The sequence below is a fragment of the Primorskyibacter flagellatus genome (assembly GCF_014638275.1).
Taxonomy (GTDB): domain Bacteria; phylum Pseudomonadota; class Alphaproteobacteria; order Rhodobacterales; family Rhodobacteraceae; genus Pseudooceanicola; species Pseudooceanicola flagellatus_A.
The window spans coordinates 1,255,103-1,269,552 of record NZ_BMFJ01000001.1 but is presented as its reverse complement, the minus strand read 5'-3'; the positions used below and the strand labels follow the sequence as shown (position 1 = coordinate 1,269,552).

At 63.2% G+C, this 14,450-nt stretch carries 17 protein-coding genes; 8 read left to right on the top strand and 9 right to left on the bottom strand.

The window, feature by feature from the left end:
- Positions 1-96: 96 nt before the first annotated feature.
- Positions 97-519: a nucleoside-diphosphate kinase gene (ndk, locus tag IEV87_RS06280; RefSeq protein WP_188476799.1), complete on the top strand. Its 423-nt coding sequence runs from the start codon at positions 97-99 to the stop codon at positions 517-519.
- 8 nt (positions 520-527) lie between these two features.
- Here ndk and IEV87_RS06275 read toward each other — a convergent pair whose 3' ends face one another.
- The 4 genes from IEV87_RS06275 to IEV87_RS06260 are packed head-to-tail and all read right to left on the bottom strand — an operon-like array spanning position 528 to position 2,181.
- Positions 528-926: a DUF4112 domain-containing protein gene (locus IEV87_RS06275; protein ID WP_188476798.1), complete on the bottom strand. Its 399-nt coding sequence runs from the start codon at positions 924-926 to the stop codon at positions 528-530.
- Entirely contained in the window at positions 923-1,096 is a 174-nt protein-coding gene (locus tag IEV87_RS06270; RefSeq protein WP_188476797.1) for a YqaE/Pmp3 family membrane protein, read from the bottom strand. The genes IEV87_RS06275 and IEV87_RS06270 overlap by 4 nt, the downstream gene beginning before the upstream one ends.
- A 39-nt stretch (positions 1,097-1,135) precedes the next feature.
- Complete coding sequence (locus IEV87_RS06265) at positions 1,136-1,516, bottom strand: TfoX/Sxy family DNA transformation protein (protein ID WP_188476796.1); 381 nt, start codon at positions 1,514-1,516, stop codon at positions 1,136-1,138.
- Positions 1,513-2,181, bottom strand: a complete 669-nt coding sequence (locus tag IEV87_RS06260; protein WP_188476795.1) for a TetR/AcrR family transcriptional regulator — start codon at positions 2,179-2,181, stop codon at positions 1,513-1,515. The genes IEV87_RS06265 and IEV87_RS06260 overlap by 4 nt, the downstream gene beginning before the upstream one ends.
- Before the next feature lie 433 nt (positions 2,182-2,614).
- On the opposite strand from IEV87_RS06260, the gene IEV87_RS06255 reads away from it, so the two are divergent.
- The 4 genes from IEV87_RS06255 (at position 2,615) to IEV87_RS06240 (ending at position 7,951) form a co-directional block, all read left to right on the top strand.
- Positions 2,615-3,298, top strand: coding sequence for a Hint domain-containing protein (locus IEV87_RS06255; RefSeq protein ID WP_188476794.1), 684 nt, complete (start codon positions 2,615-2,617; stop codon positions 3,296-3,298).
- A 113-nt stretch (positions 3,299-3,411) separates the two neighbouring features.
- Entirely contained in the window at positions 3,412-5,862 is a 2,451-nt protein-coding gene (locus IEV87_RS06250) for a heavy metal translocating P-type ATPase (RefSeq protein WP_188476793.1), read from the top strand.
- 111 nt (positions 5,863-5,973) lie between these two features.
- A complete protein-coding gene (locus IEV87_RS06245; RefSeq protein WP_188476792.1) occupies positions 5,974-6,393 on the top strand; it encodes a MerR family transcriptional regulator in 420 nt (139 codons plus the stop codon).
- Between the two features lie 226 nt (positions 6,394-6,619).
- The gene (locus IEV87_RS06240) at positions 6,620-7,951 is read left to right on the top strand and encodes a DUF6538 domain-containing protein (protein ID WP_188476791.1); all 1,332 of its coding nucleotides are present in this window, start codon (positions 6,620-6,622) and stop codon (positions 7,949-7,951) included.
- Positions 7,952-7,981: 30 nt separating this feature from the next.
- Here the strand turns inward: IEV87_RS06240 and IEV87_RS06235 are convergent, their stop codons facing one another.
- From IEV87_RS06235 to IEV87_RS06215, 5 genes are all read right to left on the bottom strand, one after another.
- On the bottom strand, positions 7,982-8,533 hold the full coding sequence (locus IEV87_RS06235; protein ID WP_229737445.1) for an exonuclease domain-containing protein: 552 nt from the start codon (positions 8,531-8,533) through the stop codon (positions 7,982-7,984).
- An 87-nt stretch (positions 8,534-8,620) separates the two neighbouring features.
- Positions 8,621-8,872 (bottom strand): hypothetical protein, encoded by a 252-nt coding sequence (locus tag IEV87_RS06230; RefSeq protein ID WP_188476790.1) that lies wholly within the window; start codon positions 8,870-8,872, stop codon positions 8,621-8,623.
- A 307-nt stretch (positions 8,873-9,179) separates the two neighbouring features.
- The gene (locus IEV87_RS06225; protein WP_188476789.1) at positions 9,180-9,599 is read right to left on the bottom strand and encodes a hypothetical protein; all 420 of its coding nucleotides are present in this window, start codon (positions 9,597-9,599) and stop codon (positions 9,180-9,182) included.
- A 72-nt stretch (positions 9,600-9,671) separates the two neighbouring features.
- Positions 9,672-10,235, bottom strand: coding sequence for a hypothetical protein (locus IEV87_RS06220; RefSeq protein WP_188476788.1), 564 nt, complete (start codon positions 10,233-10,235; stop codon positions 9,672-9,674).
- A 192-nt stretch (positions 10,236-10,427) separates the two neighbouring features.
- Positions 10,428-11,666, bottom strand: coding sequence for a MobA/MobL family protein (locus tag IEV87_RS06215; RefSeq protein WP_188476787.1), 1,239 nt, complete (start codon positions 11,664-11,666; stop codon positions 10,428-10,430).
- A gap of 216 nt (positions 11,667-11,882) precedes the next feature.
- Between IEV87_RS06215 and IEV87_RS06210 the strand changes: the two genes are divergently transcribed.
- The 3 genes from IEV87_RS06210 (at position 11,883) to IEV87_RS06200 (ending at position 14,393) form a co-directional block, all read left to right on the top strand.
- Positions 11,883-12,164, top strand: a complete 282-nt coding sequence (locus IEV87_RS06210) for a mobilization protein (RefSeq protein ID WP_188476786.1) — start codon at positions 11,883-11,885, stop codon at positions 12,162-12,164.
- A 632-nt stretch (positions 12,165-12,796) separates the two neighbouring features.
- Positions 12,797-13,621: a DUF6692 family protein gene (locus tag IEV87_RS06205; RefSeq protein WP_188476785.1), complete on the top strand. Its 825-nt coding sequence runs from the start codon at positions 12,797-12,799 to the stop codon at positions 13,619-13,621.
- Positions 13,622-13,631: 10 nt separating this feature from the next.
- Positions 13,632-14,393: a glutaredoxin family protein gene (locus IEV87_RS06200; protein WP_188476784.1), complete on the top strand. Its 762-nt coding sequence runs from the start codon at positions 13,632-13,634 to the stop codon at positions 14,391-14,393.
- The last annotated feature ends 57 nt before the right edge of the window (positions 14,394-14,450 follow it).

The following is a 14,450-nucleotide window of genomic DNA, read 5'->3' as shown; positions in this document are numbered from 1 at the left end:
AGCGGGGGCGTGACGGCTTTTCAAACCTGCGGGGCCATGTTAGGCGGGCGCCGACGTTTCCTGCGGAGTGCGCTCCGCCCGTTGAAAGAGAGAGCCATGGCCATCGAACGCACCCTGTCCATCATCAAGCCCGACGCCACCCGCCGCAACCTGACCGGCAAGATCAACGCCAAGTTCGAGGACGCGGGCCTGCGCATTGTCGCGCAGAAGCGTATCCAGCTGACCATGGCACAGGCCGGGAAGTTCTACGAGGTGCATGCCGAGCGTCCCTTCTACGGTGAGCTTTGCGAATTCATGGCCTCTGCCCCGGTGGTCGTGCAGGTTCTGGAAGGCGAGGGTGCCATTGCCAAGAACCGCGAAGTCATGGGCGCGACCAACCCCAAGGACGCCGCGGCCGGCACGATCCGCGCGGAATTCGCCGAGTCGGTCGGCGAGAACTCCGTGCACGGGTCGGATGCCGCCGAAACCGCCGCGCAGGAGATCGCATACTTCTTCTCCGGGCTCGAACTGGTCGGCTGACCCGTTATTCAGACCTTTGCGAAGGGCCGGGCCTGCGAGGGCGCGGCCCTTTTCGTTTCAGGCGACGTTTCCACATGCGCCCGAAGGATCGCGGTGTTGCGCATGTTCGCCTTCCAGCCTACGTCGAAAATATCCCCGATCAGCGGCACGAGGCCGATCAGCCAGTCGATGCCGATATTCCCGGCCATGCGGGTGAGGTCGCGGCGCGGCACACCAAGCCGGTGTGCTTCGGCCAGGATATAGGCCGAGGGGGCCAGTGCCAGCGTGTCGCCGACGCCCGGCACCAGCCCGAGCAGGCTGTCGAGACCGAGCCGGATCCGTGTGCCGGGCACGCGGAACGCCCGGTCCATGAGCCGCGCGAGCCGTTCGGCCCGCGCGACGCTTGCAAGGCGAGGGTCGGCGGTCATGCCCGTGCCGGGCCCCGGCTGAGGATGATGTAGAGGGCGTGAACGATGCCCGGAATATAGCCGAGGATCGTCAGCAGCACGTTAAGCCAGAAGGCCCCGCCCAGACCGACCTGCATGAAGACGCCAAGCGGCGGAATGAAGATCGCGACGAGAATGCGGAGGATGTCCATATCATTGGTCCTTTCACGTTACGTTGAAAGGATAACGGGTCAGTCCGCCGCCGGTTCCCGCCCTGATGCGGCTCTGCGTCCCGCCCGCAGGCCATGGTCGGAAAGGAAGCGGGCGAGCTCGGCGGGAAGTGCGCCGGTTTCCTCGGCAGCAGTCCGTGCTCCGTAGCAGATCGCGTCGAACCGCTGGCGCAGCGCGGCCTTCTCCGCCCCCTTGCAGTCGTTCCAGGGCCGGCCCTGCAGGCCCATGACCAATGCGTAGTATCCGATGAAATGCGGCCTCGTGCCTGTGGCGACCAGCCGCGCGTAAGCGGCGTCGGCACCAAGGGAGCGCACCTGCTCTGCCGTCGTCAGCCCCGCGCGGTCGAACAGCGCGACCGAGGCCGGACCGACGTTTCGGATGGCGGTGACGGGTTCGCTCATCTCCGGGTCAGCGCGTCGAGCCCGTCGAGGATCAGTGTCAGGCCGAAGTCGAAATCCTCCGCCTCAGGGTCCGCCGCATTGGCGAGGTCCTCGGTCCGCCGGTAGAGGTTGGGGTAGCTGGCCTTGGGAATATCCTTGAGCGCCCGCTTGGCCTGGCGGGAGATTTCGCGCACGCGGGTCGGGCGCGTCAGGCTTTGCAGGGTGAAACCGTAGATATGGTTGTCGATGGTGTTGCGCGCATGGTCGGCCTGCGCCGGGGTGAAGCCGACCGCCATCAGGCAGCCGAGCGTCGCGTCCAGATAGGTCATCATCTGCGGCCCCGGCGTGCGTCCGGACTGGAACTGCGCAGCCGCCCAGGGGTGACGCATCAGCACGCGATGCGCTGACTGGGACCGGGTGCGCATCTGTCCCTTCCAGTCGAAATCGGGGGTGGGGAGGTCGATCTCTCCGGCAACGAGGTCGGTGATGCCGGCGACGATGTCCTCCTTGTTGCGGATATGGTTGTAGAGCGACATCGCCTCCACCCCCAGTTCCGCCCCGACCTTGCGCATCGACAGCGCAGACAGCCCGCCGTCATCCGCAAGGCGCAGAGCCGCCCGCAGCACGCGTTCGCGCGAGAGCGGTTTGCGGGGTTCGGGCGGCGAGGCGGAGTCGGTCTGCATCATGTGGTGTACGCTGTAAGTGCGGAGGCGGGAAGTCAAGGCCCCCCGCCACGGCCGGTGACGCGATCCCGATGCGTCCTGACGCGCCTTCGCGGCGGATCGGGGGGAGGGGTGGGGCCAGCCCGAGTCGGCATTCGCAGCAGGTCCGAGTCGCCGGTGACCCGGAAATGTGTCCGGTTCGGGTCCGCGATGACGCCGGAATGAGGCAAAAGCGTCGTAAAATCGAATCAAAATATGGCCAGTTTGTACCCGGGCCGGCAACAGTTCGGACGGTCCGGCGGGACTGTTCCCTGACTGGATCGGCGGCTTCCCCAAATCGGGCCGGATTTCCGGATTTTGGCCGTTTTTCCGCCTTAAACCGCCACTTTGCGGCAAATCTGTGTATAAGCATCGGCGGGGGCCTTGGTTTTGCATGAGCATGACGAGAGGCAAGAAGATGGCAGACTTCGCGGGTAACGGGATCAACGGAACCAACGACAACATCGACGCGGCACATGTGCGCCGGGTCGGCAAGCGCGGTGCGATCGCATGCTTTGCGGCGGGCACCCGGATCCTGACGCTTCAGGGCCAGCGCACCGTCGAACATCTTGTTCCCGGCGACCAGATCATGACCCGCGACCACGGCATCCAGACCCTGCGCTGGATCGGCTGCCGCCACGTCGACATCTCCGAGGCCGAGGAATTCGAACAGGTCCGCCCGATCCGCATCGCCAAGGGCGCACTGGGCGAGAACATGCCGGACCGCGATCTTCTCGTGTCCCCCGAACACCGCGTGATGGTCTCCGGCGGCGTCGTTGCCGAACTCTGCGGCGATGACGAGGCGCTGGTCCCGGCCAAGTGCCTGACCGGCCGCGAAGGTGTCACGGTCGAAGAGGTCGAGGCCGTCATCTATTACCACCTGATGTTCGACGATCACGAACTGGTCCTGTCCGAAGGCACCTGGACCGAAAGCTTCCTGCCCGGCGTCGGCGCATTCAACGGCATGGATGCCTCCGCGGTCGAAGAACTGTTCGCGCTGTTCCCCGAACTGGAATTCGTGCCTTCGCCCTACAAACCCGCGCGTCCCTCCATCGACCCGGTCATCGCCCGTATGCTGGGTGAGGGGGTCCTGGTCTCCTGAGACGACGCCTGACAGGGGGTGCCGGAAAATTTCGTCCGGCCCTCTTGACCCTCCAGTGACTGGAGGCCCTACATCGGCGATCCATGCTCCTTGAGGAAGGAAGGGATCCGCCGATGCCCCACGAACACGCCCATTCGCACAGCCACGCAATCACCCGCGATCCGGTCTGCGGCATGACGGTCGATCCGGATGCGGGCAAGCCCTCGACGGACTATCGGGGCCACACCTATCACTTCTGTGCAGACGGGTGTCGCAGGAAATTCGAAGCCGACCCGGAAGCCTACCTCACCGCAACGGATCCGGTCTGCGGAATGAGCGTCGACCGCGCCAGCGCCGCCCACATGAGCAAGCACGACGGCCAGCGGTACTATTTCTGCTCGTCCGGGTGCCAGGCCAGGTTCGAGGCGACTCCCGACACCTGGCTCGGCGACCGGCCCGAACCCGAACCGATGCCCGAAGGCACCATGTACACCTGCCCCATGGACCCCGAGATCGTGCAGGACCATCCCGGCGACTGCCCGATCTGCGGCATGGCGCTGGAACCGATGACGCCCAGCCTCGACAGCGGGCCGCACCCGGAATACGTCGACTTCAGGCGGCGGCTGAAGATCACCGCCCCGCTGGCCGCCGGTGTCTTCCTGCTGGAAATGGGATCGCATGTCGGCATCCCGTTCGCGCACTGGCTGGGGCACACGGCCTTTGTCGGACTGCAGTTCGTCCTGGCCACGGCGGTGGTCTGGTTCACCCGGATGTTCTTCCGCCGCGCGTGGACCTCGGTTCTGAACCGCAGCCCCAACATGTGGACCCTGATCGGACTGGGCACCGGGGCGGCCTACGTTTTTTCCATTGTCTCCATGCTCGCCCCGGGTTTGCTGCCCGCGCAGATGAGCGACGGCATGGGCATGACCCCGGTCTATTTCGAGGCGACGGCGGTCATCCTCGTCCTTGTCCTGATCGGGCAGGTGATGGAACTGGCCGCCCGCGAACGCACGGGCGACGCGATCCGCGCGCTGATGGACCTTGCGCCCAAGACCGCGCGCCGGGTCAGCGGGGACCGGGACGAGGACGTGCCGCTTGATGAGTTGAAATCCGGCGACCTCCTGCGCGTCCGGCCCGGCGAGTCGGTGCCCGTGGACGGGGTGGTGACCGAAGGCCGCTCCTCCGTCGATGAAAGCATGATCACCGGCGAACCCGTCCCGGTGGAGAAGGTCGCGGGCGCCACCGTCACCGGCGGCACGCTGAACAAGTCCGGCTCCTTCCTGATGCGGGCGGAAAGCGTCGGTGCGGATACCACGCTCAGCCGCATCGTGCAGATGGTGGCCTCCGCGCAGCGATCCCGCGCGCCGATCCAGGCCGTCGCGGACCGGGTGGCGGGGTATTTCGTGCCGGCCGTGGTCGCCTGCGCGCTGCTCGCCTTCGTGGCGTGGTGGGCTCTTGGCCCGTCGCCTGCGCTTTCCTACGCTTTCGTCGCCGCGGTGTCGGTGCTCATCATCGCCTGCCCCTGCGCGCTTGGCCTCGCCACGCCGATGTCGATCATGGTCGCCTCAGGGCGCGGGGCCGGTGCGGGCGTGCTGATCCGCGATGCGGAGGCGCTGGAGCGGTTTGCGGGCGTCGACGTGCTGATCGTCGACAAGACAGGCACCCTGACCGAGGGCCGCCCGACCCTGACCGACGTCGAACCGCAGGACATGGAGGAGGCGGAGCTTCTGACCCTCGTCGCCGCCCTTGAACGCGGCTCCGAACACCCGCTGGCCGAGGCGCTTGTCGCCGGGGCGGACGCGCGCGGCGCGGCGCGTCGGGACAGCACCGGTTTCGACTCCGTCACCGGCAAGGGCGTCACCGGCATGGTCGATGGCCGGAAGATCGCGCTTGGCAATGCCGCGCTGATGGCCGACCTCGCCATCGATACCGGGGCGTTGGCCGACCGCGCCCGGACCCTTCAGGCAGAGGGCAAGACCGCCATGTTCGTCGCCCTCGACGGCCGCCCCGCAGGCCTCGTCGCCGTCGCCGACCGCATCAAGGACACGACGCCTGACGCCATCCGCGCCCTGCACGACCTTGGCCTGCGCATCGTCATGGCCACCGGCGACGCCGAGGCCACCGCGCAGGCGGTTGCCGGACAACTCGGCATCGACGAGGTCCACGCCGGTGTCAGCCCGGAAGACAAGGCCGCGCTGGTGAAGAAGCTGCGGGCCGAGGGGCTGTCGGTCGCCATGGCCGGTGACGGCGTCAACGACGCTCCCGCGCTGGCCGAGGCCGATGTCGGCATTGCCATGGGCACCGGGGCGGATGTTGCGGTGGAAAGCGCGGGGATCACGCTGGTGAAGGGCGACCTCATGGGCATCGTCCGCGCCCGCCGTCTGGCCGCGGCGACGATGCGCAACATCCGCCAGAACCTGTTCTTCGCCTTCGTCTACAACACGGCCGGGGTGCCGATCGCAGCCGGCATCCTTTACCCGGTCTTCGGCGTGCTCCTCTCCCCGATCTTCGCGGCCGCGGCGATGAGCCTCTCCTCGGTCTCCGTCATCGGCAACGCCCTCAGGCTCAGGGCGCAGAAGCTGTGATGCCGCGTCACCTTTCCGGAAATACTCCGGAGCACGTCCGCAGGGCGGGGGGCCGCGCCCCCCTTGACCCCCGGGCAGCAGACCCCCTCATATGATGCAAAGGAGCCGCCCATGAACATCGGACATGCCGCCGGCCTGACCGGTCTCCCGGTCAAGACCATCCGCTATTATGAAGAGATCGGCCTCGTCACCGCCGACCGCGCCGCCAATGGCTACCGCGATTTCGGCGACCGACAGATCACGCAGCTGCGCCTTCTGGCTCAGGCCCGCCACCTTGGGTTCGGGCTGGACGAATGCCGCCGCCTGCTTGACCTGAACGCCGACCCGGACCGGGCGAGCCGGGACGTCCGCGCCCTCGCGCAGGAGAATCTCCGCTCGGTCCGCGCAAGGATCCGCCGCCTGCGCGCGCTGGAAACGGAGCTCACCTCGCTGATTGCCAGCTGCCCCGGTGACGACACCTCCGACTGCGCGATCCTCGACCGCCTCGCCGATGCAGCCTGCGGCGAGGATACTGCGCCGAAAGCCGTGTGATCAGGCGAAAACTGGCAGGGAAACCAACCGGTCCGGGCAAATTGGCCGGGCCCGGTGGCGGAGAGACAGGGATTCGAATGCGACAATCTGCATCCTGAAAAAGCCATGATTTCAAGATAGTTGCGACACATCACGATGCGAGACATGCCGGGCATTGTGTAGCAAAATGTGGAGCAAACCCGGCTGAAGCTATGGCATCGGGACCGGGTCCGATACGGGGGAAATCATGGCGGGATTGCATAAGCGAAACGGCACTTGGCATCTCCGGATGCGGGTCCCGCGTAGATATCTCGATGTCGCCGGTCGCAGTGAGATTCATCGCAGTCTTCGGACGGACAGCGAGCGACGCGCGCGCGAGCTCCTGCCCGCTGCTGAAGCACAAATCCTCAGGGACCTTGAGGTGATGCGGGCGCTCACACCGGAAATGTCAGACACGGTAGATCAACTGGCCGCTGCCTCGCATATCGCGGCCAATGAGGGATTTCTCTATCGCCCGGTCGCGGAACTGGTAACCGCGCCCCTCGATGAGTTGTTGAATCGGTTCGCCGCCGTGGAAAGGCATGGAGGCGATCCAACGGTCGCGAAGGCCGTGCTTGGCGGCGTAGAGCAGACGGGCCTGCGACTATCCCAGTTCGCGGCTGCTGATGAGCAGCTTGCTGCATTCGACAATCGGTTCAAAAATCCCAACCAGATGCGGGTCTGGCGCAATGCGAAAATCCGGGCTGCCAGCAACCTACGGGCGGCGTTGGACGGTGCCGACATCCTCGTGGAGGATATCGACCATGCGGTCGCGCTACGGCATCGAGCGTGGTGGAAGCGCAGGGTGGCTGCCGAAGGCCTCGCGATTGAGAGCGCAAACAAAGAGTTCGCCAACCTCGCAGGAATGCTTAGGCGTTACTACGAGAACATCGCGCGACCGAACCCTCCCGAGCCGTATCGGAGGGTCAGTCTGCGTGATCGGCACAATGATGAAAACCGGAAGCTCGAAATCTCGACCGACTGGATCGTCGAGAAATGGTTTGCACCCGGGGCGTTCGACAATCTCAATGCGGAGGCGCGTGACATCCTGCTGATCTCCATCGAGACGGGGTGTCGGCAATCAGAAATCCATGATCTTCCGCCAGAGGCGATCGTGCTGGATGCAGCTATTCCGCATATACTCGTCGCGAATAGCGACGGGGCTCACCGGCGCGAAATCAAGAACACTGCGTCAAAACGAAAGGTGCCATTGGTGGGCGTCGCTTTGGCGGCGGCACGGCGAAACCCGAATGGGTTCCCCAGGTATCGCGGAAAAGGTGGGTATTCCGGCAATGTGAATGGTCGCCTCAGGACAAGTGGTCTTTTTCCTTCGCCAGAGCACACGATCGGAGGTTTGCGGCATTCCTGGGAGAGCAGGATGGAGGCGTTCCGGGTGAGCGAAACGGAGAAGGGCCACATGATGGGCCACAGCATCAAAAAGATCCGGGGGCGGCCGGTCTACGGTGACGATGTGACGCTCGAAAAGCGGCACGAGATTGCCCAGCAGCTGTCCTTGCCGGTGCCCGATCATCTCGCATGATCGTGGCAAAACCGGGTGCTACGGCAAAATCTACGAGAGGTGGTCCTCATGATGCGCAAGGGCTCTGCGCCAACCAGCAACCAAACGGGCGCTGTCGGGGCCAGCTCGATGCGGCACAACCTTTCTCTCGATCGTTTCGTATAGCAAATCGAGGGCAAGGCCGCTGAAGTTCGCGAATGAAACCCGGTGGAAATCGAGCACCGGTCCTTTGGCCGGCTGATCAGCGGCCTCGGTCATTCTGGTTAACCAGTGTGTTTCAAAGACCGGCGCGTCGGAGACCAACTGGCGCGTTCCGAGGACTTCGAAGAAACGGGCCGCGACGACATCGACGCATGGCGCAGCGTGGACGATTTCTATGGGGATCCGATGAACTGCTGCGCTCTCATCAGACCAGTCATCGAGGCTCCATGATCTGGAAGGCCGAATAAGAGATGACCAGGTCCTAACCTCTCCTTCGTCGAGCCATGACAAACCGATCTCGATCGGCCAGCTTTCAGACGAAAGGCTGCTGGCTTCGAAGTCGATGACCGCATAGTCTGACATAGCAGCCTTTTTTTCAATGTTTTCTGTGTTGTCGGACATATCTCTCTCGACGATAGCACCATACGACGTGCACGCCATGTTAAGCTGCACGCGCTGATCACTCCGTTTCCGGTGGATGTGAAAGCATTACGCCGCCCTGCGAGGGGCGGCGTTGGCGATTTCGTGGGCTTGCAGGAGAAGGTCTTGGTCGTCTTCGAGCCGGGCAAGTTCGGCCTTGAGCCTTTTCAAGTAGGGGAGCACCCAGGTTTCGCCCTGGGTGATCTGCCTCGCGGCCTCGCTGAGGGCGCTTTTGACCTGTTGGATCTGCGCGGTCGAGGAGGTCAGGGAGACTCGGGCTCTTGCGTTCGCCGCGGCCCGTGCGGCTGTCGTTTTCGACATAGCACTCCATGCCCGACCACCGCAGGGATGCGGCTGGTTTCGAGGGCCTGGAAGGTGATCGCTACATAAAGTTGCTCCATTGTGCTGAGGTTGAAAGTAGCCGACAGACTTCGCCAGATAAACATCTGTATAAGAAACAGTTCGTTCTGACCTGTGATCGGTCTTTCCGGGAACGATGATCACTTCCTGGTATTCATTGCCGGTAAAGGCGGTGGTGTCAGGACGGGCGCGCCAACTTGAGCAAAAGAAAGGTGAGTGGGGCCAGCGCGCCCTGGCGCCGGGGGATCCAGCCCCGGCGATCTCGGCGTCAGTTACGGTTTCCGCGGTGCTTGGCGATGGCTTGCTCCGCTGCGAGCAAGTCGCAGACCCGGTAGGACGCCTCCAGAGCATCGCGCAAAAGTCGCGTGGCATCTTCGATCAGACCGGGGGCCAGCTCCGGCTCCAGTTGCGCCATTTCGCGAAGTGCCGATCGGGCAGCGTGGCGGAAATCCTCGGTGAGCAGAGAGTTCTGTTCGAGATGCCGGTCGAGGTCACCGGACCACCTCTGGAGCGGCTTGAACGCCTCGTAGGGAAGCTGGGTGATCTCCTCGCACGCTGCTCGGGTATGGCGCGACGCGTCAGCGAGGATGTCCTCCATCCTCTCGAAATCTCCCTGCATTTTCTGATCGAAGAAATGCACCAAGCGATGGTTGTTGCCGTTGGCGTATGTGGTGGGTTTCGGAAACATGTTTTTCTCCAGGTCTGGGAGCCGGAGTGCTGCCGGCCCTCATCATCGAGGGGCCGGTCACACTGCCGGTGGTCAGACTGCCGATTGGCGCCCCGATTCCATCGTTCGCTGCATGCGATGCTCAACGGCGACGGGGGTTGAGCTGCGTTCCCTCTGGTGCTCGACGGCTATATCGTGCTCGGCGTGGAGACGCGCGCGCACCCATTGCATCCTTTCCCAAGGGGCATCTGCCAGACGACCTGTGACCGGTGTGCCGGTCATTCCAATGGGGAAGCCATTATGGTTCGGACTGACCGACAACAGACGAGCGCCGATGAAGCGAGTGGACCGTTTCAAACCTGCACTTCTTAGGTCGGACAAGCGCGTGAGACTAATGTCGTAGCCGGTGTGCGAGACCGATGTCGCAGTCGTGCCATAAGCGAGCACGACCTTTTGGGAAGCGCCTTCGCCATCGACTTCCAGGACGAGGCATGGGCGTGTCATCGGCACTCCGTCTTTCGTTTGCGGATAGCGAACGGGGAAGCGAAACAGCACGACATGACCTGGCTGGACATGTTCGGCCCAGTTGGCTGCTACTTGGGTTGTGTGATCGAACATCAATATCTCCTGTTTTCGATGATCGACGCGGTCCAACATTGCCTCTCCCGGATATCGGCCACCGGATGCGCGTCACAACGCGCGTGCAGCCGGTGCAGACATCCTTCTCGATGGAAGTGCAGCAGGATCGCCGCTTAACCTCGTTTCGGCGCTATTGGAGGCGGGCGGGCATACAGTCGGTAGGAGAAATGCGGAGTGCCTCAGCAACAAACCGTCGCCTGTGTCACGCCACTATCCCCGTGTGCGCTGCCGCGGTGAGCGGCGATTCACCGCGACCGGCCGCATGATCGGTTCGGGTTCCGGAGCATGGGGCAGATTGTAGTTCTCGGGATCTATCGTTTCGTCGTTCTCGAAACCTTCGGCGAAGGGACCGCGTCCGGCCATTGCGTCGCTGATAGCCTGAGCCCAGCCGCATCCAGCTCGAGTGCTCTCGACGGAGTGTGACTGTTCGACCGCGGCCCTTCTTGCTTCATCAGTATCGGCCGAACGGATCCTGTCGGCATGAGCCGTGGCTTCCTGTCGGCGCTCAGCCTCCCGCTTGTTCGCGATATGCTGCGACTCTCCGGATCTCCGAGCTTCTTCCCGTTGCCTCGCGCGCTTCAGATCCCACGCCTGCCACAGAGCCTCATTCCTTGAGCGCACGGGCGCGCGGTCCCGTTGTCTGGCCCCCGCTGGTGCTGCTTTTGCCTGCCGTCGTTTTCTTTTGATCGCTGCCGTCTTCGGTCCCTCGTGCCTCTGGGGCTCAAGCCCTTCCGGCGCGTCGCCAGCCGCTGCTTGATCGGCATAGGAACGCAGGTCGATACGAGCGGATGATCCACAGCGTTTGAGCGCGGCGTTTGTTCGGGTTTCCCATTCTTGGCGCATGAGAAGGACGCAGGCGGCACCGGTGTCCCGTGCGTCGAGCACACGCGTTTTCTCTCCGAAAACGCCACTATCGCGCTCGACTTCCCGGGTCGTGAACCGGATGTGCGCATGAAAGTTGAGATTGCTCTTTGTTGGGTCTTTTAGAGCGGTAAAATAGTCCTGTTCGCCGACCTCCGTCCCACGGTTTTTCCAGAGCGCCTTCCCCCATTCTTCGTCGAAGACTCTGGGGGCGTGGGTCACATAATGGACGGCAACGCCGAACGAGTCTCGCAGCCAGCACGCAAACCCGTGAACCAGACGGATCTGCTCGTTGTGCGGCAGCTCAGCGGGCAGGGCCGGCCTCAGTTCCCTCGCGACACGCGCGTTGCTTCGCACCTCGGATTTCTCGGCGGCGTTCCAAAGTTCCTCGGCTGAGGATTCCCAGCCCACGAGGCCCTCGTGCAGGAGACCCGGAACATTGCGATAGTTGAAAATCAGACCAGTCCGATGATCGGTCATCCGGCTCCGAGAGGCGTAAGCGGCCGCGGCGACGGATGACCGCCCGTCCGATCGGGAAATGACCAGGAGTGGGCAATGGCTGGCTGGATGTGGGCGCGAGTGTTTCATGGAAATGAAATCATGCCCGGGGCGGGTATCCGCTCCTCAATGCCCGCGGCAGCGCGCGGCAAAGTCTCAACTTTGCGTAACTGCGCCCTTGCCTCTCGGCGGCGGGGACTGGTGCCGTGCACAGATGTTCTCGCGTCGCCGTTCTGATTTTCGGGTGCGCGAAGCAAGGCGGGGCAACATCTCCCTTTCGGAAATGCGAAATCAGGAGGTGGTCCCATGACAGATCGCAGCAAACGGGTAGAGATGCTCAAGGAAAAGCTGGAGCAGGCGCAGGCGCGCTTGAAATCTGCGGAGGGCGAGGAGAAGAAGCGTCAGCGCAAGGAGGACGATCGGCGTAAATACATCCACGGTGGTGCGTTTCTGGCGGCGATGGCCAAGGCCAGCCCGGAGGATCGCAAGAGGTTGGAACGGTTCATCGACAAACACATCAATCGACCGACAGATCGGAAGTTTCTTGGTCTTGAGCCTCTGCCCGCGTCGCCCGGAGAGAAGCAATAGCCGGCATCGACCGATAGTCGCGATCAGCAGCTACCGCATGATTCCATGAAGAACTGAATCGGAGCGGTTGTGACCTGAGGGATTGGCAATCTGACTGCCGTCTCCGAAGGTTTTTCCTTGGGGACCTGCGATCTCCCACCGGGGCGATATCCGCATCTTCAACACAAGGATCACGAAGTTCGGGCTGGAGATCGCGGTCTCCTCTACCGCCTTCGCGGCGGCTAACTGGTGGGACCCGGCGCACTCTTGTATCAAGAGCGTCTTTCTCAGCCGCCTACGCGGCGGCTCACACCGGGTCCCTGGTAAGGAGATAGGGTGGCGCCGATTCAGACGGAAACACCTTTTTCTCCTCTACCGCCTTCGCGGCGGCTAACTGGTGGGACCCGGCGCACTCTTGTATCAAGAGCGTTGTTTCTCAGCCGTCTACGCGGCGGCTCACACCGGGTCCTTGGCAAGGAGATAGGGTGGCGCCGTTTCAGACGGAAACACCTTTTTCTCCTCTACCGCCTTCGCGGCGGCTAACCAATGGGACCCGGTGATTTCGTCAGTCCTCATGCGGGCTTCATGACTTTTTCGGGAACATCCAGCCACTGGAGGGTTGTTGTTCTCCTGAACACTTCAGGAGAACCCCGATGGCCTACACCCGTTTTTTCCTCATGATCGCGACCTCGACCCTGCTGATGCTCGGTCTGATGTATTTGAACACCTATCTCGTCAGCCATGTCTTCTGGTCGGAAACGCGCGCCTACATGGCGCTGGTCATGGGGGCCGTTATGGCTTTCGTGATGCTGGCTTTCATGCTGGGCATGTATAAGAACCGCACCGCCAATATCGCCATTTTCGCCGGGTCCGTCGTCGTATTCGCCGGGGCGCTCTGGCTGGTGCGCAGCCAGGCGACTGTGCAGGACCGGTCCTACATGAGCGCGATGATCCCGCACCATTCGATCGCCATCATGACCTCTTCACGGGCCAATCTGACCGACCCGCGCGTGCGCGAGCTGGCGGATGGGATCATCTACGCTCAGGACAAGGAGATCGCCGAGATGCGCTACTTGCTCGCCGACATCGCGGCGAATGGCGAGGCACAGCCGGGGCCTGCCGCCGCCGCGCCGAAGCTGAAGGATGCTGCCGAGGCGCTGTCGACCGAGGTCGTCAAGACCGTCGATCCGGAGTTCCTGACGGAGGACGACATCGCGAAGGTCTTCCCCGATGGTGCCGACTGCCGCTTCACCTATACCGAGACCAGCCCGCCGGTGCTTGTGACGGGCGACAACAGCGCGTTGATCCGGATCAGCGGCGACCTTGTCCGGCTTGAGGCCGATGGCGACGGCTTTGCCGCCGGCCCGTTGACGGCGCAGGTCAAACAGACCGAAGACGACGACCTTCAAGACCTGATCGTGACCGCCGGGCCCGACTACACCGCCGGGTTCCGCGGCCAGTTCACCTGCGCGAACTGAGGAGATCGACATGTCCAAGGACACCAAAAAGACGGCCGCCCTCTACCGCATGGTCATGCCGCAGCACACCTGCCCCTATGGCCTGAAGTCCAAGCATCTCCTCGAAACGCACGGCTATGATGTGGAGGACCACCACCTAAAAACTCGGGAAGAAACCGACGCGTTCATGCGCGAGCATGATGTGAAGACGACTCCGCAGACCTTCATCGACGGCGAACGGATCGGCGGCCACGACGAGTTGCGCATCTTCCTCGGGATCGACCCGCCGAAGGAGGAGCAGAGTGACACCAGTTACCGGCCTGTAATCGCGATCTTCTCGGTCTGCGCGCTGTTGGCGCTCGGTCTGGCCTGGCATCAGTATGGCACCGTTGTGACATGGCAGAGCTTTGTCTGGTTCATCTCACTGTCGATGTCGGTTCTGGCGATCCAGAAGTTGCAGGATGTCGAACAGTTCTCGACCATGTTCTTAAACTACGACCTGCTGGCGAAAAGATGGGTGCCTTACGGCAAGGTCTATCCCTATGGCGAGGCGCTGGCCGGCGTCCTGATGACGGCGGGGATCCTGCCGTGGATCTCGGCCCCGGTGGCGCTGTTTATTGGGACGATCGGTGCGGTGAGCGTGTTCAAGGCGGTCTACATCGACAAGCGCGAACTGAAGTGTGCCTGCGTCGGCGGGGATTCCAATGTGCCGCTCGGGTTCATCTCGTTGACCGAGAACCTGATGATGATGCTCATGGGGATCTGGATGGGCGTGCGGGCTTTTGCCGGATGAACGGAAGTGTGATTGCCCGCCGCAGTTGACCTTGCAACACGCATCGCGTCATAGTCC